At 71.1% G+C, this 19,504-nt stretch carries 15 protein-coding genes and 2 pseudogenes; 15 read left to right on the top strand and 2 right to left on the bottom strand.

What is annotated here, in order from left to right:
- Positions 1-49: 49 nt before the first annotated feature.
- From ftsW to A8W25_RS08025, 9 genes are all read left to right on the top strand, one after another.
- Positions 50-1,399, top strand: coding sequence for a putative lipid II flippase FtsW (gene ftsW / locus A8W25_RS08065; RefSeq protein ID WP_067158143.1), 1,350 nt, complete (start codon positions 50-52; stop codon positions 1,397-1,399).
- 6 nt (positions 1,400-1,405) lie between these two features.
- The gene (gene murG / locus A8W25_RS08060; protein WP_067158140.1) at positions 1,406-2,491 is read left to right on the top strand and encodes an undecaprenyldiphospho-muramoylpentapeptide beta-N-acetylglucosaminyltransferase; all 1,086 of its coding nucleotides are present in this window, start codon (positions 1,406-1,408) and stop codon (positions 2,489-2,491) included.
- 24 nt (positions 2,492-2,515) lie between these two features.
- On the top strand, positions 2,516-3,325 hold the full coding sequence (locus A8W25_RS08055) for a cell division protein FtsQ/DivIB (protein WP_067158137.1): 810 nt from the start codon (positions 2,516-2,518) through the stop codon (positions 3,323-3,325).
- Positions 3,326-3,601: 276 nt separating this feature from the next.
- Positions 3,602-4,795, top strand: coding sequence for a cell division protein FtsZ (ftsZ, locus tag A8W25_RS08050; protein ID WP_067158134.1), 1,194 nt, complete (start codon positions 3,602-3,604; stop codon positions 4,793-4,795).
- Positions 4,796-4,812: 17 nt separating this feature from the next.
- Complete coding sequence (pgeF, locus tag A8W25_RS08045; protein WP_067158131.1) at positions 4,813-5,565, top strand: peptidoglycan editing factor PgeF; 753 nt, start codon at positions 4,813-4,815, stop codon at positions 5,563-5,565.
- Positions 5,562-6,302: a YggS family pyridoxal phosphate-dependent enzyme gene (locus A8W25_RS08040; RefSeq protein ID WP_067158128.1), complete on the top strand. Its 741-nt coding sequence runs from the start codon at positions 5,562-5,564 to the stop codon at positions 6,300-6,302. The genes pgeF and A8W25_RS08040 overlap by 4 nt, the downstream gene beginning before the upstream one ends.
- Before the next feature lie 142 nt (positions 6,303-6,444).
- Positions 6,445-7,062: a cell division protein SepF gene (locus A8W25_RS08035; protein ID WP_067158125.1), complete on the top strand. Its 618-nt coding sequence runs from the start codon at positions 6,445-6,447 to the stop codon at positions 7,060-7,062.
- Between the two features lie 71 nt (positions 7,063-7,133).
- Entirely contained in the window at positions 7,134-7,424 is a 291-nt protein-coding gene (locus A8W25_RS08030; RefSeq protein ID WP_067158122.1) for a YggT family protein, read from the top strand.
- Between the two features lie 55 nt (positions 7,425-7,479).
- Positions 7,480-8,829: a DivIVA domain-containing protein gene (locus A8W25_RS08025; protein ID WP_067158119.1), complete on the top strand. Its 1,350-nt coding sequence runs from the start codon at positions 7,480-7,482 to the stop codon at positions 8,827-8,829.
- A 155-nt stretch (positions 8,830-8,984) separates the two neighbouring features.
- Here A8W25_RS08025 and ileS read toward each other — a convergent pair.
- Positions 8,985-12,216, bottom strand: a pseudogene (ileS, locus tag A8W25_RS08020) (isoleucine--tRNA ligase).
- Between the two features lie 581 nt (positions 12,217-12,797).
- Between ileS and A8W25_RS08015 the strand changes: the two are divergent.
- The 5 genes from A8W25_RS08015 (at position 12,798) to A8W25_RS07995 (ending at position 17,614) form a co-directional block, all read left to right on the top strand.
- Positions 12,798-13,727, top strand: a complete 930-nt coding sequence (locus A8W25_RS08015; protein WP_067158117.1) for a TraR/DksA family transcriptional regulator — start codon at positions 12,798-12,800, stop codon at positions 13,725-13,727.
- Between the two features lie 64 nt (positions 13,728-13,791).
- The gene (gene lspA / locus A8W25_RS08010) at positions 13,792-14,358 is read left to right on the top strand and encodes a signal peptidase II (RefSeq protein WP_067158114.1); all 567 of its coding nucleotides are present in this window, start codon (positions 13,792-13,794) and stop codon (positions 14,356-14,358) included.
- 52 nt (positions 14,359-14,410) lie between these two features.
- Positions 14,411-15,352 (top strand): RluA family pseudouridine synthase, encoded by a 942-nt coding sequence (locus tag A8W25_RS08005; RefSeq protein WP_067158111.1) that lies wholly within the window; start codon positions 14,411-14,413, stop codon positions 15,350-15,352.
- Positions 15,349-15,813, top strand: coding sequence for a GNAT family N-acetyltransferase (locus A8W25_RS08000; protein WP_067158108.1), 465 nt, complete (start codon positions 15,349-15,351; stop codon positions 15,811-15,813). Before A8W25_RS08005 ends, A8W25_RS08000 begins: the two co-directional genes overlap by 4 nt.
- Positions 15,814-16,027: 214 nt before the next feature.
- Positions 16,028-17,614, top strand: coding sequence for a Na+/H+ antiporter (locus tag A8W25_RS07995; protein ID WP_067158104.1), 1,587 nt, complete (start codon positions 16,028-16,030; stop codon positions 17,612-17,614).
- A 200-nt stretch (positions 17,615-17,814) separates the two neighbouring features.
- Here the strand turns inward: A8W25_RS07995 and A8W25_RS07990 are convergent.
- Positions 17,815-18,886: pseudogene (locus A8W25_RS07990) on the bottom strand (mechanosensitive ion channel family protein).
- Positions 18,887-18,916: 30 nt separating this feature from the next.
- Here A8W25_RS07990 and A8W25_RS07985 point away from each other — a divergent pair.
- Positions 18,917-19,486, top strand: coding sequence for a dienelactone hydrolase family protein (locus A8W25_RS07985; RefSeq protein ID WP_067158102.1), 570 nt, complete (start codon positions 18,917-18,919; stop codon positions 19,484-19,486).
- Positions 19,487-19,504: the final 18 nt, after the last annotated feature.

Genomic DNA, 19,504 nt, shown 5'->3' with positions numbered 1-19,504 from the left:
CCGTCCCGCGGACCGGCGGCGCCGGGCACGACTGGAGGGGACAGCACACATGCCGGCCGAAGCGACCCCGCCCGGGCTCGTCCTGCGCAGCCGTGCCGCGGGGTCCGTACGCCGCCCCGCGGCCGTGCGCGGCGGCGGGAGCGGTACCCCCTCACGTCCCCGTGGCGGCGGCCCGCGGCGACTCCTGGAGCGGGCCCGGCGGGCCTGGGACCGGCCGCTCACCGCGTACTACCTGATCCTCGGCAGCGCGCTGCTGATCACCGTGCTCGGTCTGGTGATGGTCTACTCGGCCTCGATGATCAAGGCCCTGGAGCTGTCGCTGCCGGCCTCGTACTTCTTCCGCAAGCAGTTCCTCGCCGCCCTGATCGGCGGGGCCCTGATGTTCGCGGCCGCCCGGATGCCCGCCAAGCTGCACCGGGCGCTCTCGTACCCGATGCTGGTGGTCACCGTCTTCCTGATGGTCCTGGTGCAGATCCCCGGGATAGGGATGTCGGTCAACGGCAACCAGAACTGGATCTACCTCGGCGGCCCGTTCCAGCTCCAGCCCAGCGAGTTCGGCAAGCTGGCGCTGATCCTGTGGGGCGCGGACCTGCTCGCCCGCAAGCAGGACAAACGGTTGCTCACCCAGTGGAAGCACATGCTGGTGCCGCTGGTCCCGGTGGCGTTCCTGCTGCTCGGACTGATCATGCTCGGCGGCGACATGGGCACCGCGATCATCCTCTCCGCGATCCTCTTCGGCCTGCTCTGGCTCGCCGGGGCCCCCACCCGGCTCTTCGGGGGCGTCCTCGCGGTGGCCGGAACCCTCGCGGTGCTCCTCATCAAGACCAGCCCCAACCGGATGGGCCGGCTCGCCTGCATCGGGGCCACCGACCCCGGCCCGCAGGACCAGTGCTGGCAGGCGGTGCACGGGATCTACGCCCTCGCCTCGGGTGGATGGTTCGGTTCCGGTCTGGGCGCGAGTGTGGAAAAATGGGGTCAACTCCCCGAACCGCACACCGACTTCATCTTCGCCATCACCGGTGAGGAACTGGGCCTGGCGGGCACTCTGTCGGTGCTCGCCCTGTTCGCGGCTCTAGGCTATGCGGGTATCCGCGTGGCCGGACGCACGGAGGACCCCTTCGTGAGGTACGCCGCGGGAGGTGTGACCACCTGGATCGTGGCCCAGGCCGTGATCAACATCGGTGCGGTGCTCGGCCTGCTGCCGATCGCCGGTGTCCCGCTCCCGCTGTTCTCCTACGGTGGGTCCGCGTTGCTGCCGACCATGTTCGCCGTGGGGCTGCTGATCGCGTTCGCGCGGGACGACCCCGCGGCGCGGGCGGCGCTGGCCATGCGGCAGCCTCGGGTGAGTTGGAAGTCGATGAGACGGCGCGTCAAGAAGCGTCCGTCCGGAGAGCGGTGAATTTCGGTGCATGTCGTACTCGCCGGTGGGGGGACCGCCGGCCACATCGAGCCCGCGCTCGCCCTCGCGGACGCCCTGCGCAGGCAGGACCCGACCGTGGGGATCACGGCCCTCGGCACGGAGAAGGGCCTGGAGACGCGGCTCGTCCCCGAGCGGGGCTATGAACTCGCGCTCATCCCGGCCGTCCCGCTGCCCCGCAGGCCCACCCCCGAACTGATCACGGTCCCGGGGCGGCTGCGCGGCACCATCAAGGCCGCCGAGCAGATCCTGGAGCGCACCAAGGCCGACTGCGTCGTCGGCTTCGGCGGCTATGTGGCGCTGCCCGGCTATCTGGCCGCCAAGCGCCTCGGGGTGCCGATCGTGGTCCACGAGGCCAACGCCCGCCCCGGCCTGGCCAACAAGATCGGCTCGCGGTACGCGGCCGGGGTCGCCGTCGCCACGCCCGACAGCAAGCTGCGCCACTCCCGCTACATCGGCATCCCGCTGCGGCACTCCATCGCCACCCTCGACCGCGCCCGGGTCCGCCCCGAGGCGCGCGCCGCGTTCGGTCTGGACCCCAACCTGCCCACCCTGCTGGTCTCCGGCGGCTCGCAGGGCGCCCGCCGCCTCAACGAGGTGATCCAGCAGGTCGCTCCGGTGCTCCAGCGCTCCGGCATCCAGATCCTGCACGCGGTCGGCCCGAAGAACGAACTGCCGCGCGTCGACAACATGCCCGGAATGCCGCCGTACATCCCGGTACCGTACGTGGACCGGATGGATCTCGCGTACGCCGCGGCCGACATGATGCTCTGCCGCGCGGGCGCGATGACCGTCGCCGAGCTCTCCGCCGTCGGGCTGCCCGCCGCCTACGTCCCGCTGCCCATCGGCAACGGCGAACAGCGGCTCAACGCCCAGCCGGTGGTGAAGGCGGGCGGCGGTCTGCTGGTCGACGACGCCGAACTCACCCCCGGGTGGGTGCAGGACCAGGTCCTGCCCGTGCTCGCCGACCCGCACCGGCTGTACGAGATGTCCCGCGCCGCCTCCGAGTTCGGCCGCCGGGACGCCGACGACCTGCTCGTCGGCATGGTGTACGAGGCGATCGCCGCGCGCTGACGGAGCGGCAGAAGGCAGGGGACCGTGGCCGGACAGGCGACCGCTCGACGCGGAGCGGGGCAGGCGAAGAAGTCCGGCCCGTCCGGCCCCCGCCGCCCCGCCAGGCGGCTGCGGCTGCGGCTGCCCGCCCGGCGTCGGATGCTGCTGGTTCTGGCCACGGCCGTCGTCGTCGGCGCGGCCGTCGCCTGGGTGCTGTACGGCTCCACCTGGCTGCGGGTCGAGCGGGTGGAGACCACCGGCACCGAGGTGCTCACCCCCGCCGAAGTCGAGGCGGTGGCGGCCGTTCCGGTCGGATCGCCGCTGGTCTCGGTCGACACCGGGGCGATCGAGGCGCGGCTGCTGCGCAAGCTGCCGCGGCTGGACTCGGTGGAGGTCAGCCGCTCCTGGCCGCACGGCATCGCGCTGGACGTCACCGAGCGCAAGCCCGTCCTGCTGATGAAAAAAGGCGTGAACTTCACCGAAGTGGACGCCAAGGGTGTGCGGTTCGCCACGGTCGCCAAGGCGCCCGCGCACGTACCGCTGCTCGAACTGAACCCGGACAGCTCCGGCAATTCGTCCTCTCTGCGCCGTTTTCCGGTCGACGCACTGGTGCGCGAGGCGGTCCGGGTGGCGGGCGAACTCCCGTCCGCAGTAGCCAAGGACACCCGACTCGTCCGGGTCACCTCCTACGACGCGGTCTCCCTGGAGTTGAGCCGCGGGCGTACCGTCCTGTGGGGCAGTGAAGAGGAGGGGGAACTCAAGGCCCGTACGCTGGTCGCCCTCATGAAAGCGGCGCCCAGGGCGCGGTACTTCGATGTGAGCGCCCCCACCGCCCCTGCGGCATCGGGGAGTTGACGCACATATGCGCTGGCCAGCACCCTGGTTGGTCATCGCTACGGGTGATCACATAGGGTGAAAAGAAAAACGGGAGGTTCGGCGTGTTCGTTGAACGTGCGCCACTTGTCGACTTAGTGTCCTGTTCGGAAGAGTCCAGGGAACAGACACATTGGTAACCCTAAACTTCAACGTTAGGGTTCGGGTCGGCGTTCGGACCGTCCCACATCGGCATTCGTCGTCGCCGTGCGACACCCGCACGTGACGACCCGTAACTCGAGGCGAGAGGCCTTCGACGTGGCAGCACCGCAGAACTACCTCGCAGTCATCAAGGTCATCGGTGTCGGCGGCGGTGGTGTCAATGCCATCAACCGAATGATCGAGGTCGGTCTCAAGGGCGTCGAGTTCATCGCGATCAACACCGACGCACAAGCTCTGTTGATGAGCGACGCCGACGTCAAGCTCGACGTCGGCCGTGAACTCACCCGCGGCCTCGGGGCCGGAGCCAACCCGGCAGTCGGGCGCAAGGCGGCAGAGGACCACCGCGAGGAGATCGAGGAGGTCCTCAAGGGGGCCGACATGGTCTTCGTCACCGCGGGCGAGGGCGGCGGCACCGGCACCGGCGGCGCACCCGTCGTCGCCAACATCGCGCGCTCGCTCGGCGCCCTCACGATCGGTGTGGTCACCCGGCCGTTCACCTTCGAGGGCCGCCGTCGCGCCAACCAGGCGGAGGACGGCATCGCCGAGCTCCGCGAAGAGGTCGACACCCTCATCGTCATCCCCAACGACCGGCTGCTGTCCATCTCGGACCGCCAGGTCTCGGTGCTCGACGCGTTCAAGTCGGCCGACCAGGTGCTGCTCTCCGGCGTCCAGGGCATCACCGACCTGATCACCACCCCGGGCCTGATCAACCTCGACTTCGCCGACGTCAAGTCGGTCATGTCCGAGGCCGGTTCGGCGCTCATGGGCATCGGCTCGGCGCGCGGCGACGACCGCGCGGTGGCCGCCGCCGAGATGGCGATCTCCTCGCCGCTCCTGGAGGCGTCCATCGACGGCGCCCGCGGTGTGCTGCTCTCCATCTCCGGCGGCTCGGACCTCGGTCTCTTCGAGATCAACGAGGCCGCGCAGCTGGTCAGCGAGGCCGCCCACCCCGAGGCCAACATCATCTTCGGCGCGGTCATCGACGACGCGCTGGGCGACGAGGTACGGGTCACGGTCATCGCGGCCGGGTTCGACGGCGGCCAGCCGCCCGCCCGCCGCGACACCGTGCTGGGCTCCACCGCCGCCAAGCGCGAGGAGCCCGCGCCGGTCCGCGCGGCCGAGCGCCCCCTCGGTGGGCTCGGCACCGTGAGCCCGCGCGAGGACACCCCGGCCCCGGCGCCGGTCGAGACGGCCCCGGCCGGCGAGACCAACCCGCCGCAGGTGCCGACGGCCCGCCCGTACCAGGACAGCCAGGCCGAAGAGCTGGATGTCCCGGACTTCTTGAAGTGATAGGGCAGCACTCCCTCGTGAGCGGCGCGCACTTCGCCTTCACCGACCGGTGGGGCGGAGTGAGCGCCGCTCCGTACGAGGAGCTCAACCTCGGCGGCGCGGTCGGCGACGACCCCGCCGCGGTCCGGAACAACCGCGGCCTCACCGCCAGGGCCCTGGGGCTCGACGCGGACCTGGTGGTCTGGATGAACCAGGTGCACGGGCGGGACGTGGCCGTGGTGGACGGGCCGTGGGGCGCCGGCGCCGAGGTCCCGGCGGTGGACGCGGTGGTGACCGCCCGTCGCGGGCTGGCCCTCGCGGTACTGACCGCCGACTGCACGCCCGTTCTCCTCGCCGACCCGGTCGCCGGGGTGGCGGCCGCCGCGCACGCGGGGCGGCCCGGGATGGTCGCGGGCGTGGTGCCGGCGACGGTCGAGGCGATGGTCTCGCTCGGGGCCGAGCCGTCCCGGATCACCGCGCGGACCGGGCCCGCCGTCTGCGGCGAGTGCTACGAGGTCCCGGAGGCGATGCGGGACGAGGTCGCCGCGGCCGAGCCGGCCGCCTGGTCGAAGACCAGCTGGGGGACTCCCGCGGTCGACGTGACCGCCGGAGTGCACGCGCAGCTGGCGGCGCTCGGGGTGACGGACCGGCAGGCGTCGGGGGTGTGCACGCTCGAATCGCACGACCACTTCTCGTACCGCCGCGACCGCACCACCGGGCGGCTCGCCGGATACGTCTGGCTCGACACGGCGGGAGCCGGAGGGGCCGAGGGAGAGGGGAGCGGGGCATGACGGACCTGACCGGCCCGACGGGCCGCAAGGCGGAACTCGCCGCGAACCTGGCACAGGTGGAGGAACGTATCTCCGCGGCCTGTGCGGCCGCCGGACGCAAGCGGGACGACGTGACGCTCATCGTGGTCACCAAGACCTACCCCGCGAGCGACGTCCGGCTCCTGTACGAGCTGGGGGTGCGTCAGGTCGCCGAGAACCGGGACCAGGATGCCGCACCCAAGGCGGCCGACTGCGCGGACCTCGCGGATCTGCGCTGGCACTTCGTGGGCCAGCTCCAGACGAACAAGGTCCGTTCCGTGGTGACTTACTCGGATCTGGTGCAGTCCGTCGACCGGGACAGGCTGGTCGGCGCGCTCTCCGCGGCCGCCGTGAAGGCGGAGCGGGAGGTGGGCTGTCTCATCCAGGTCGCGCTCGACGCGGAGTCGGGTGCGCGGGGAGAGCGGGGCGGTGTCGCTCCCGACGGAATCGAGCAGTTGGCCGGACTTGTGGCGGACGCGCCCGGTCTGCGGCTGGACGGTCTGATGACCGTGGCGCCGCTGGCGGGCGAGTACGCGGGCCGCGAACGGGCCGCATTCGAGCGGCTGATGGATTTGTCGACTGACCTGCGCCGCGCTCATCCGGCTGCGAACATGGTGTCAGCAGGGATGAGTGCGGACCTCGAAGAGGCTGTTGCGGCCGGAGCGACACATGTACGCGTCGGTACGGCGGTACTCGGAGTCCGACCCCGGCTCGGGTAACGTCGCGAAGCAAGTCGGACCACAGCAGAAAATATGGTCATTCCCACTCTTCGGTGGGCAGACCTAGTGGATCGTGGGCACTTGGTGACACTGCGACATTTGGCGACAAGGGCGATCCACCACAGAGCGGAGGAATCGGAGCATGGCCGGCGCGATGCGCAAGATGGCGGTCTACCTCGGTCTCGTGGAGGACGATGGGTACGACGGCCCGGGGTTCGACCCCGATGACGAGTTCGAACCCGAGCCGGAGCCCGAGCGGGACCGTCGGCGGCACCAGCCTCCGCATCAGGTCGAACGGGACGAACCGGTACGAGCCGTACAGCCGCCGGCCCCCCGTGAACCGGTCTCCCACGCAGCCGTGATGCCTGCGGAATCGGGGCGTCCGGCGCGAATCGCCCCCGTGGCATCCATCACACCTGAACGTCCGAGCCTGGAGAAGAACGCACCGGTGATCATGCCCAAGGTCGTGTCCGAGCGGGAGCCCTACCGCATCACCACGCTGCACCCGCGGACCTACAACGAGGCCCGTACCATCGGGGAACACTTCCGCGAGGGCACGCCGGTGATCATGAACCTCACCGAGATGGACGACACGGATGCGAAGCGACTTGTCGACTTTGCCGCCGGACTTGTGTTTGGTTTGCACGGCAGCATTGAACGGGTGACGCAGAAGGTGTTCCTGCTGTCTCCTGCTAACGTCGATGTCACGGCGGAGGACAAGGCCCGTATCGCAGAGGGCGGTTTCTTCAACCAGAGCTGAGAACACGACACCGGGAACGATCCGGCCAAGGGGCCGGGGGCACAGAGGGCAAGGGGAGAGGGAAGCGCGAGATGGGCGTCGCATTGGATGTGGTCTACATCGCGCTGATGTGCTTCCTCATCGTGCTGATCTTCCGGCTCGTCATGGACTACGTCTTGCAGTTCGCACGTTCATGGGAACCCGGCAAGGCGATGGTGGTCGTTCTTGAGGCCACCTACACTGTCACCGATCCACCGCTCAAGCTTCTGCGGCGGTTCATTCCGCCGCTGCGTCTCGGGGGCGTGGCACTCGACCTGTCCTTCTTCGTTCTGATGATCATCGTGTACATCCTGATCTCCATCGTCACCAGCGTGGGGAGATAGATGTGAGCGACACGGTCCTGCCGACTGCCGACGACTACGTAGAGGTGAAGAAGAGATGCCGCTGACCCCTGAGGACGTGCGGAACAAGCAGTTCACGACCGTCCGGCTCCGCGAAGGCTACGACGAGGACGAGGTCGATGCCTTCCTGGACGAGGTCGAAGCCGAACTGACCCGCCTGCTTCGCGAGAACGAGGACCTGCGCGCCAAGCTGGCCGCCGCGACGCGTGCCGCCGCGCAGAACCAGCAGCAGCAGGGTATGCGCAAGCCGGAGCCGCAGGACCAGCGTGGTCCGGGCGCGCCCGTGCCCGCCGCCATATCCGGACCTCCGCAGGTGCAGCAGCAGCCGCAGATGGGCCCGCCCCAGCTGCCGAGCGGCGCTCCGCAGCTGCCCGCCGGTCCCGGTGGCCACGGCCCGCAGGGCCAGCACGGCCAGGGCCCCATGGGCCAGAACCAGCTGGGTCAGGGCCCCATGGGCCAGGGTCCGATGGGCCAGAACCAGCTCGCGCAGAACCAGCTCGGCCAGGGCCCCATGGGCCAGAACGCGCAGAACCAGCTCGGCCAGGGCCCCATGGGCCAGAACCAGCTGGGTCAGGGCCCCATGGGCCAGGGTCCGATGGGCCAGAACCAGCTCGCGCAGAACCAGCTCGGCCAGGGCCCCATGGGCCAGAACCAGCTGGGTCAGGGCCCCATGGGCCAGGGTCCGATGGGCCAGAACCAGCTTGCCCAGAACCAGCTCGGCCAGGGCCCCATGGGCCAGCCGATGGGCGGCCCCATGGGCGGCCACGGCCCGCAGCCCGGCCAGGGCCCCGGCGGCGACAGCGCCGCGCGTGTCCTCTCGCTGGCCCAGCAGACCGCCGACCAGGCGATCGCCGAGGCCCGCTCCGAGGCCAACAAGATCGTCGGCGAGGCCCGGTCGCGCGCCGAGGGCCTGGAGCGGGACGCCCGCGCCAAGGCCGACGCGCTGGAGCGGGACGCCCAGGAGAAGCACCGCGTCGCGATGGGCTCCCTGGAGTCCGCCCGCGCCACCCTTGAGCGCAAGGTCGAGGACCTGCGCGGCTTCGAGCGCGAGTACCGTACGCGACTGAAGTCCTACCTGGAGTCGCAGCTGCGTCAGCTGGAGACCCAGGCCGACGACTCGCTGGCTCCGCCGCGCACCCCGGCGACCGCGTCGCTGCCGCCGGCCCCGCAGATGAGCGGGTCGATGGCGTCGGCCGGTGCGGGTTCGATGGGCCACACGATGGGTGGCCAGCCGTCGATGGGCGGCGCGCCGTCGTACGGCGGGCAGCAGCAGATGTCGCCCGCGATGACGCAGCCGATGGCGCCGGTGCGGCCGCAGGGGCCGTCGCCGATGCAGCAGGCTCCCTCTCCGATGCGGGGCTTCCTGATCGACGAGGACGACAACTGACGGGCTGCGGTACGCGCGTACGCCGCGCACAGCCGTCGGCAGGCTGAAGGGCCGGGCCCCCGGATTTCCGGGGGCCCGGCCCTTTTTTGCGCCTACGGCGGCGGTTCCCCACCCCCCGGCGAGGGGGAGGCGGGCCGCTGCGGACCGTGTGCCGGCTACGCCTTGCGCAGGCGGAACGTCAGGGCCAGGGGCTCGTCCGTGAACGGGTCGCCGTAGGACGCGTCCGCCTCGCCGGACGCGTAGTCCGTCGCCAGGACCTCCTCCGCGATCAGCTCCGCGTGGGCGGAGAGCGCCGAGACGACCTCCGCGTCCGACGACTCCCAGCGCACCGCGATCCGGTCCGCCACATCCAGCCCGCTGTTCTTGCGCGCCTCCTGGATCAGCCGGATCGCGTCACGGGCCAGGCCCGCGAGGCGCAGCTCCGGGGTGATCTCCAGGTCGAGGGCCACCGTCGCACCGGAGTCCGAGGCCACGGACCACCCCTCGCGCGGGGTCTCCGTGATGATCACCTCGTCGGGGGCCAGCACGATCTGCTCGCCACCCACCTCGACCGACGCCGCCCCCGTGTCCCGCAGGGACGCCGAGAGCGCCGCCGCGTCCGCCGCCGCGACCGCCTTGGCCACGTCCTGGACGCCCTTGCCGAAGCGCTTGCCCAGGGCACGGAAGTTCGCCTTGGCCGTGGTGTCGACCAGCGAGCCGCCCATCTCGGAGAGCGACGCCAGCGACGAGACGTTCAGCTCCTCCGTGATCTGCGCGTGCAGCTCCGGCGAGAGGGACTCGAAGCCCGCCACGGCCACCAGCGCGCGCGACAGCGGCTGGCGCGTCTTGACGCCCGACTCCGCGCGCGTGGCGCGGCCCAGCTCCACCAGACGCCGCACGAGCAGCATCTGCTGCGACAGCGTCGGGTCGATCGCCGAGGTGTCCGCCTTCGGCCAGGAGGAGAGGTGCACGGACTCCGGGGCGTCCGGCGTCACCGGCACCACCATGTCCTGCCACACCCGCTCGGTGATGAACGGGGTCAGCGGGGCCAGCAGCCGCGTGACCGTCTCCACCACGTCGTGCAGCGTGCGCAGCGCCGCCTTGTCGCCCTGCCAGAACCGGCGCCGCGAACGGCGCACGTACCAGTTGGACAGGGTCGTGCAGCGTGCGCAGCGCCGCCTTGTCGCCCTGCCAGAACCGGCGCCGCGAACGGCGCACGTACCAGTTGGACAGGTCGTCCACGAAGGTGGACAGGAGCTTGCCGGCACGCTGCGTGTCGTACGCCTCCAGCGCCTGTGTCACCTGGTCGACCAGCGCGTTCAGCTCGCTCAGCAGCCAGCGGTCCAGGACCGTGCGGTCGGCCGGGGCCGGGTCGGCCGCGCTGGGCGCCCAGTCGGACGTGCGGGCGTACAGCGCCTGGAAGGCCACCGTGTTCCAGTACGTGAGGAGCGTCTTGCGGACGACCTCCTGGATGGTGCCGTGGCCCACCCGGCGGGCCGCCCACGGGGAGCCGCCGGCCGCCATGAACCAGCGCACCGCGTCCGCGCCGTGCTGGTCCATGAGCTGGATCGGCTCCAGGGTGTTGCCCAGGTGCTTGGACATCTTGCGGCCGTCCTCGGCGAGGATGTGGCCCAGGCAGACCACGTTCTCGTACGCGGACTTGTCGAAGACGAGCGTGCCGACCGCCATCAGCGTGTAGAACCAGCCGCGGGTCTGGTCGATCGCCTCGGAGATGAACTGCGCCGGGTAGCGGCTCTCGAACAGTTCCTTGTTCTTGTGCGGGTAGCCCCACTGCGCGAACGGCATCGAGCCCGAGTCGTACCAGGCGTCGATCACCTCGGGGACGCGGACCGCCGTGTGCGAGCAGCCCTCGGCCGTGCAGGTGAAGGTGACGTCGTCGATGTACGGGCGGTGCGGGTCGAGGTCCGTCTGGTCGGTGCCCGACAGCTCGGTCAGCTCGGCGCGCGAGCCGACGCAGGTCAGGTGGTCGTCCTCGCAGCGCCAGATCGGCAGCGGGGTACCCCAGTAGCGGTTGCGGGAGAGCGCCCAGTCGATGTTGTTGTTCAGCCAGTCTCCGAAGCGGCCCTGCTTGACCGAGTCCGGGAACCAGTTGGTCTTCTCGTTCTCCCGCAGCATCGCGTCCTTGACGGCGGTGGTGCGGATGTACCAGGACGGCTGCGCGTAGTAGAGCAGCGCGGTGTGGCAGCGCCAGCAGTGCGGGTAGCTGTGCTCGTACGGGACGTGGCGGAAGAGCAGACCGCGCTCGGCCAGGTCCTGGGTCAGCTTCTCGTCGGCCTTCTTGAAGAAGACGCCGCCGACCAGCGGCACGTCCTCCTCGAAGGTGCCGTCGGGGCGGACCGGGTTCACCACCGGCAGGCCGTACGCCTTGCAGACCAGGAGGTCGTCGGCGCCGAAGGCGGGGGACTGGTGGACCAGACCCGTACCGTCCTCGGTCGTCACGTACTCGGCGTTCACCACGTAGTGCGCGGGCTCGGGGAACTCGACGAGCTCGAAGGGGCGCTGGTAGGTCCAGCGCTCCATCTCGGCGCCCGTGAAGGTCTGCCCGGTGGCCTCCCAGCCCTCGCCGAGGGCCTTCTCCAGGAGCGGCTGGGCGACGACCAGCTTCTCCGTGTCCTCGCCGCCGGTGCGGCGGGCCACCACGTAGGTGACCTCGGGGTGGGCCGCCACGGCGGTGTTGGAGACCAGCGTCCAGGGCGTGGTCGTCCACACCAGGAGCGCCGCCTCGCCCGCGAGGGGGCCGCCGGTCAGCGGGAAGCGGACGAAGACCGAGGGGTCGACGACCGTCTCGTACCCCTGCGCCAGCTCGTGGTCGGAGAGGCCCGTGCCGCAGCGCGGGCACCAGGGGGCGACGCGGTGGTCCTGGGTGAGCAGGCCCTTGTTGAAGATCTCCTTCAGGGACCACCAGACGGACTCCACGTACTCGGGGTCCATCGTGCGGTAGGCGTCGTCGAGGTCGACCCAGTAGCCCATCCGGGTCGTGAGCTCGGCGAAGGCGTCGGTGTGGCGGGTCACGGACTCGCGGCACTTGGCGTTGAACTCGGCGATGCCGTACGCCTCGATGTCCTTCTTGCCGTTGAAGCCGAGCTCCTTCTCCACGGCGAGCTCGACCGGCAGGCCGTGGCAGTCCCAGCCGGCCTTGCGGGCCACGTGGTAGCCCTGCATGGTCCGGAAGCGGGGGAAGACGTCCTTGAAGACGCGGGCCTCGATGTGGTGGGCACCGGGCATGCCGTTGGCGGTCGGCGGGCCCTCGTAGAACACCCACTCGGGGCGGCCCTCGGACTGGTCGAGGCTCTGGGCGAAGACCTTGGACTCGCGCCAGAAGTCGAGCACGGCGTGCTCCAGCGCGGGCAGGTCGACCTGGGCGGGCACCTGGCGGTACTGCGACATCCGTTCATCCTCCGGCGGATCGTCGTACGTTTCCGTCGGAGGGACGAGAGCCCCGGCCGTCCTACGGCCCCGCGCTCCCGCGGTACCACCCTCCTTGGCGGTGTGCGGAACACCGCCCCCTCATTGGGGTCGCGAAGCCGGTTCTACTCGCACCCGGTGTTTCGGGTGCTTTCTTCCGGCGGCTCCGGGGTGATCTTCACATCGCGCTCGCCTCCGGGCTCCCACCGTCCCCGGATCGCTCTTGGCTGCGTACGACGCTACTCGTCCCTTTCACGCCTCTCGCTGCGCCCAGTGTACGGGCCCGCACCGACAGCGGCCGACCGGATTTCGGCGCGGCCGGGCGGAGGGCCCACGCGCGCGCCTGGATGACCCGAATGGGCATACGTGGCCGGGCGGAGTCCGGTGCCGCCCGTGTGGCGGATTACGGGCCACGGAGCTGGGCACAACGGATGCAGGTTCGTCTCCGGGCAGGTCCGACGGGGCCGGACCGGCGGCGTGCCCCGTTGCCGCGGGCCTGGGGTCGATTTATCGTCCCAGCACGATTCGCGAGCAAGATCACAATATGTGAAGGGGCCGCGGCCATGGTGGCGAAGAAGACCGCGTTGGCGTCCGAGGACGCCGTGGAGGCCGCGGCCACGGAGAGCCCGTCCGGGAAGAAGACCGCGGCCAAGAAGGAGGCGGCCCCGAAGAAGGCCGCGGCCAGGAAGACCCCGGCCAAGAAGGCTGTGACCAAGAAGGCCGCGACCAAGGAAGCGGCTGCCGAGACGGCACCGGCCGCCAAGAAGACCGCGACCAGGAAGACCGCTGCCAAGAAGGCTTCGGCCAAGAAAGTCGTGGCCGAGAAGGCCGTCGCCGGGGAGGCTGCCGTCGACAAGGCGGCTCCGGCCAAGAAGGCTGCCGCCAAGAAGACGGCGGCTGCCGGGAAAGCGGTACCGGGCAAGGCTGCCGGTGGGGCAGCGAAGAAGGCCGCCACGGCGGCCCAGGGGGCGGCCGAGGCCGCGGAGCAGAGGGGAGCCAAGAAGGTGGTTGCCAAGAACACGGCGGACGGGGCGCGGGCCAGGAAGACGGCCGCGTCGACCGTGCCCAAGGCGCGGGCGGTCGACATGGCTGTGCCCGGCGTGCTGCCGGTGCGGCCCGGAGAGGACCCCTGGACCCCGGGGGAGGTCGCCGAGGCGCGGAACGAGCTGTCGAGCGAGGTGCTGCGGCTGCGCAGCGAGATCGAGTCCTCCGAGCAGGCCCTGAGCGGGCTGATGCGGGACTCCGGGGACGGCGCCGGCGACGACGACGCCGACACCGGGACCAAGAACATCACCCGCGAGCACGAGATGGCGCTGGCCGCCATCGCGCGCGAGATGCTGGAGCAGACGGAGCGGGCGCTGGAACGGCTCGACGCCGGTACGTACGGCTACTGCGAGGTCTGCGGCAATCCCATCGGCAAGGCGCGGATGCAGGCCTTCCCGCGCGCGACCCTCTGCGTGGAGGACAAGCAGAAGCAGGAACGCCGGGGCTGACTCCGTACGCCTGTGTCGTACCCTCGTCCTCAGTCAGGTACCTAGGGTTGGTTGAGGGACTCACGTGGCAGAGGCGGAGCGCATCATCGGTACGCCGGACGTAGAAGGGCCCGACGAGGCCGCTGCTCCCGACGAGCGGCCCAGGGGCGGGCGCAGGATCGCCGTCCTGTTCGCGGTGGCGCTCTTCGCGTATCTGCTCGACCTCGGCAGCAAGATGCTCGTGGTGGCCAAGCTGGAGCACCACGAGCCGATCGACCTCGTGGGCGACCTGCTGAAGCTGGAGGCGATCCGCAACCCGGGTGCCGCCTTCGGCATGGGCGAGGCCTTCACCGTGATCTTCACGATGATCGCGGCGACGGTGATCGTGGTGATCTTCCGGCTGGCCCGCAAGCTCTACAGCCTGCCGTGGGCGATCGCGCTCGGCCTGCTCCTCGGCGGCGCGCTCGGCAACCTGACCGACCGGATCTTCCGCTCCCCGGGCGTCTTCGAGGGCGCGGTGGTCGACTTCATCGCACCGGCCCACTTCGCGGTCTTCAACCTGGCGGACTCCGCGATCGTCTGCGGCGGCTTCCTGATCGTGATCCTCTCGTTCCGGGGCCTGGACCCGGACGGAACGGTGCACAAGGACTGATCCCGGTCCTCACCGGAACGGGGATGTCGGTGCGACAAGGCATACTCGACGGGTGAGTACGTTTCCCGAGATCCGCACCTTGCCCGTTCCCGACGGTCTGGAGGGCGAGCGCGTCGACGCCGCCATCTCCCGCATGTTCGGGTTCTCCCGTACGAAGGCCGCTGAACTCGCCGCGGCGGGGAAGGTCCAGGTCGACGGCTCGGTGGTGGGCAAGTCCGAGCGGGTCCGCGGGGGTGCGTGGCTGGAGGTCGAGATGCCCCAGGCGCCCGCGCCGGTGCAGATCGTGGCCGAGCCGGTCGAGGGCATGGAGATCGTGCACGACGACGACGACATCGTCGTGATCGTCAAGCCGGTCGGCGTCGCCGCCCACCCGAGCCCGGGCTGGACGGGGACCACGGTCATCGGCGGCCTCGCGGCGGCCGGGTACCGGATCTCCACCTCCGGCGCGGCCGAGCGCCAGGGCATCGTGCACCGCCTCGACGTCGGCACCTCGGGTCTGATGGTCGTCGCCAAGTCCGAGCGGGCGTACACGTATCTGAAGCAGCAGTTCCGCGAGCGTGTCGTGGACAAGCGCTACCACGCCCTGGTGCAGGGCCACCCGGACCCGATGAGCGGCACGATCGACGCCCCCATCGGCAGGCACCCCAACCACGACTACAAGTGGGCGGTCACGGCCGAGGGCAAGCCCTCGGTGACGCACTACGACCTGATCGAGGCGTTCCGGGCGGCCTCGCTGCTCGACATCAAGCTGGAGACGGGCCGTACCCACCAGATCCGGGTGCACATGTCCGCCCACCGCCACCCGTGCGTGGGCGACCTGACGTACGGCGCGGACCCCACGATCGCCAAGCGCCTCGGTCTGACGCGGCAGTGGCTGCACGCGGTGCGGCTCGGCTTCGAGCACCCGTCGGACGGCGGCTGGGTCGAGTACGAGAGCACCTACCCGGACGACCTCCAGCACGCGCTGGACGTGATCCGCGCGGAGAGCGAGTGACGGCGTTCGCCGTCCGGGTCGTCGACGGCCCCGGTGACCTCCAGGCGTGCTTCGCGGTGCGCCGGGAGGTCTTCGTCGTCGAGCAGGGCGTGGCGGAGGAGATCGAGTACGACGCGTTCGACGCGGGTGCCGTGCATGTCCTGGCGGTGGCCGGGGGCGGGGCGTCCCTGGGTACGGGCCGTCTGATCCACGGCCCGGCCGCGATGGGGCGGACCGGCTCCGACGCGTCGGTGGGCTCGCTCGGGCGCCTGGCCGTCACGGCCGCGGCGCGGGGCCTCGGTGTGGGTGTCGCGCTGGTGCGGGCGATCGAGGGCGAGGCGCGGCGGATCGGCCTCGGTGCGGTGGATCTGCATGCGCAGACCCGGGCCACGGGGTTCTACGAGCGCTTGGGGTACGTGGCGTACGGGGCGGAGTTCGCGGATGCGGGGATGCCGCATGTGGCGATGAGGAAGCCGCTTTAGCGCTGCGCGCTGTTGGTGGGGATCCATCCGCGGGCCGGCGGGGGCCGGCCGCGCAGTTCCCCGCGCCCTCAAAGACGCCCCTTCATGGCGATCGCCGACGGACTGCGCCCCTGAAGGGCGCCCGCTCTGAGGGGTTTACCCCGTTCTGGGCGGATTCCGGTGAGGCGCGTGGCACGCTGGGGGTCTTGATCGGCTCGTCGCCCGGAGGGCATCCGTGGATCAGTTGGCCCTGCTGTTCGTGCTCCTGCTCGGAGCGGTGGTCACGGTTCCGGTCGGGGACCGGCTGGGGCTGCCCGCGCCGGTGCTGATGACGCTCCTCGGCGGGGTCCTCGCCCTGCTGCCGTTCGTCCCGAATGTCGCCGTGCCGCCGGACTTCATCCTTCCGCTCGTGCTGCCGCCGCTGCTCTACGCCTCCGTGCAGCGCACCTCCTGGCGGCAGTTCGCCGCCAACGTCCGGCCGATCCTGCTGCTCGCGGTGGCCCTGGTGTTCGTCACCACGGCGGCCGTGGCGGCCGTCGCCCACGCCATCGTGCCGGGGCTGCCGATCGCCGCCGCCGTCGCCCTCGGCGCCCTCGTGGCACCTCCCGACCCGGTCGCCGCCACCGCCGTCGCGGGCTCGCTCGGGCTGCCCCGCCGGCTGGTGTCGATCCTGGAGGGCGAGGGGCTGTTCAACGACGTCACCGCGATCGTGCTCTACCACGTGGCGATCGCCGCGGCGGTCAGCGGTGACTTCTCCTGGCCGGACGCGGTGGGCGAGCTGGTGCTCTCCGCCGTGGTGGCGGTCGTGGTCGGCCTCGTACTCGGCTGGACGGCCAACAAGCTGATGGGCCTGCTCGACGACTCCACGCTCCAGATCGGCCTCACGCTCCTCGTGCCGTTCGTCGGCTATGTGCTGGCCGAGGAGTTCGGCGGGTCCGGGGTGCTCGCCGTGCTCACCCTCGCGCTGTTCCTGGCCGAGCACGCGGTGGACGCCGACGACGTCCAGGGGCGGCTCGCCGGAGCCACGTTCTGGCAGATCGTCGACACCCTGGTGACCGGCATCGCGTTCGGGCTCATCGGCCTCGAACTGCACAACGTCTTCGGCACCGCCACCGGCCGGGCCGGCGAGATGGTGGGCTGGGGCGCGGTGGTGGTCGGGGTCGTGGTCGGCGTACGGCTGGTGTGGCTGCTGCCGGCGACCTGGCTCGCCAAACGGCTGCACACGCGCCGGGACTACGACGAGGAGATCCCCACCACCTGGCGGGAGACGATCGTCATGTGGTGGGCGGGGATGCGCGGGGTCGCCTCGGTCGCGCTCGCCCTGGCGATCCCGTTCAGGACGGACGACGGCTCGCCCTTCCCCGCGCGCGACGAGATCGTCTTCGTCGCCTTCTGCGTGATCATGGCGACGCTGGTGCTCCAGGGCCTCACCCTGCCGTCCCTGGTGCGCCGCCTGGGCGTACAGGCCGACACCGACGCCGAGCGGGCGCTGGAGCGCAAGCTCGCGATCCGTGCGGCGAAGGCGGCCAAGCGGCGGCTGCGGGAGATCGAGGACGTGGAGGAGCTGCCCGAGGAGGTCATGGAGCAACTCCTGCGGCGGGCCTACGACGTGGGGGCGCGCATCAGCCCGGACATGGTCGACGAGGAGCGGCGGGAGGCGTACGCGAAGCGGGTGGAGCGGCTGCGGACGGTCCAGCGCATCCAGCGGGAGATGATGTCGGCGGCCCGGCACGAGGTGCTGTCCGCGCGCAGCGAGCCGGGCGCCGACCCCGAGATCGTCGACCGCGTGCTGCGCCAGCTGGACGTGCGCAGCCTGCGGTGACGCCTCCCGGGGCCGACTCCGCCCTAGGGCCTGTGTCGGAAGTCCCGCCTGCCCCGCGGCGTCCGGCACGCGCGCTCGCCGCGTTGTCGGGATCACCCCGATACACCCAGTATCGGGGCGACCCTCCGCCTTGCGATCGCACGCACCGGACGCCGCGGGGCCCGCCCTTCGGGCGGACGACGGGACTTCCGACACAGGCCCTAGTGGCCCGGGTGCCCGTTCCGCGAGGGCGGCTCGCTCTCGTCGCGCTCCATGTTGATGCGGGGCAGGGCGTACGGGTGGTGGTCGTGGAGCCAGGCCACCATCTCCTCGCGGACCGTGCAGCGGACCGTCCAGATGTCGCCCGCGTCCTTCGCGGTGACGGTCGCGCGCACCACGATCGTCGACGGGGTGGTGTCGGTGACGGCGAGAGCGCTCTCGCGGCCGTCCCACGCGGGGCACTCCCGCAGGACGTCGGCGAGCTTCTCGCGCATCAGCGCCACCGGGGCCGAGTGGTCCAGGTGGAAGAAGACCGTGCCGGTCATCTGGACGCCGCCGCGCGACCAGTTCTCGAACGGCTTGCTGGTGAAGTACGAGACCGGCATGGTCAGCCGCCGCTCGTCCCAGGTGCGCACGGCCAGGAAGGTCAGTGTGATCTCCTCGACCGTGCCCCACTCGCCGTCCACCACGACCGTGTCGCCGATGCGCACCATGTCGCCGAACGCGATCTGCAGCCCGGCGAAGAGGTTGCCGAGCGTGGACTGGGCGGCCACACCGGCCACGATGCCGATGATGCCCGCAGAGGCGAGGAGCGAGGTCCCCGCCGTCCGCATCGCCGGGAAGGTCAGCAGCATCGCCGCGACCGCGACGACGCCCACGACCGCCGTCACCACGCGCTGGATCAGCGTCACCTGTGTACGCACCCTGCGCACCCGTGCCGCGTCGTGCGCGGAGGCCGCGTAGCGCGCGTACGACGCCTCGACGACCGCCGTCGCGATCCTGACCACCAGCCAGGCGCTCGCCCCGATGAGGACGAGGGAGAGGGTCCGGCCGAGGCCCGCCTCGTGGTCCTGGACCGGGCCCCACTTGATCTGGAGGTAGGTGCCTCTCAGCAGTGCGGTGAGGACGACGACCTGCAACGGGAGCCGGCAGCGGCGCAGCAGGCCCCACAGCGGGGTCTCGCTGTGCCGGGCGTCGGTCTGGCGGAGCAGTCGGTCGGCCAGCCACACGAGGGGCCAGCGTGAGCACGACCGAGCCACCGATGACGATCAACGGGCGCAGTACGTTCTCCATGCCCCCGACCGTAACTGGCACCATGGCCTCATGAACATCATGCTTTTCCATTCGGCGTACGGCCTGCGGCCCGCCGTGCGGCAGGCGGCCGAGCGGCTGCGCGCCGCCGGACACGTCGTGCACGTGCCCGACCTCTACGACGGCCGCACCGCCGACAGCCTTGAGGAGGGCATGACGATCCGGGACGGGATCGGCAACGACGAGCTGCTCAAGCGCGCGATCCTGGCCGCCGCCCCGCACTCCGAGGAGGGCCTGGTCTACGCCGGCTTCTCGCTCGGCGGCTCACTCGCCCAGACCCTGGCGCTCGGCGACGAGAAGGCCCGCGGTCTGCTGCTCTTCCACGGCACCGCCGACATCGCCGGGGACGCGTCGGTGGACGAGCTGCCCGTACAGCTGCACGTGGCCGACCCGGACCCGTTCGAGACGCACGACTGGCTGAACACCTGGTACCTGCGCATGGGCCGGATCGGCGCCGACGCGGAGGTGTACAGGTACCCGGGCGCCGGGCACCTGTACACCGATCCGGAGCTGCCCGACTACGACGAGGCGGCCGCCGAGCGCAGCTGGACCACCGCGCTCGGCTTCCTCGACTCGCTCTAGGGGACTTGCTCCAGGGCG

This window comes from Streptomyces sp. ERV7 (assembly GCF_001653515.1).
In the GTDB taxonomy this organism is placed as follows: Bacteria; Actinomycetota; Actinomycetes; order Streptomycetales; family Streptomycetaceae; genus Streptomyces.
Note: the sequence above shows the minus strand (reverse complement) of the source record. Positions and strands in the feature narration are given on the sequence as shown.

Excerpts from the sequence above, each read along its gene's own strand:
- ftsW (WP_067158143.1), top strand. The coding sequence starts at position 50 with ATGCCGGCCGAAGCGACCCCGCCCGGGCTCGTCCTGCGCAGCCGTGCC.
- A8W25_RS08040 (WP_067158128.1), top strand. The coding sequence starts at position 5,562 with ATGACGGACCTGACCGGCCCGACGGGCCGCAAGGCGGAACTCGCCGCG.
- A8W25_RS08035 (WP_067158125.1), top strand. The coding sequence starts at position 6,445 with ATGGCCGGCGCGATGCGCAAGATGGCGGTCTACCTCGGTCTCGTGGAG.
- A8W25_RS08030 (WP_067158122.1), top strand. The coding sequence starts at position 7,134 with ATGGGCGTCGCATTGGATGTGGTCTACATCGCGCTGATGTGCTTCCTC.
- A8W25_RS08025 (WP_067158119.1), top strand. The coding sequence starts at position 7,480 with ATGCCGCTGACCCCTGAGGACGTGCGGAACAAGCAGTTCACGACCGTC.
- A8W25_RS08015 (WP_067158117.1), top strand. The coding sequence starts at position 12,798 with ATGGTGGCGAAGAAGACCGCGTTGGCGTCCGAGGACGCCGTGGAGGCC.
- A8W25_RS07985 (WP_067158102.1), top strand. The coding sequence starts at position 18,917 with ATGAACATCATGCTTTTCCATTCGGCGTACGGCCTGCGGCCCGCCGTG.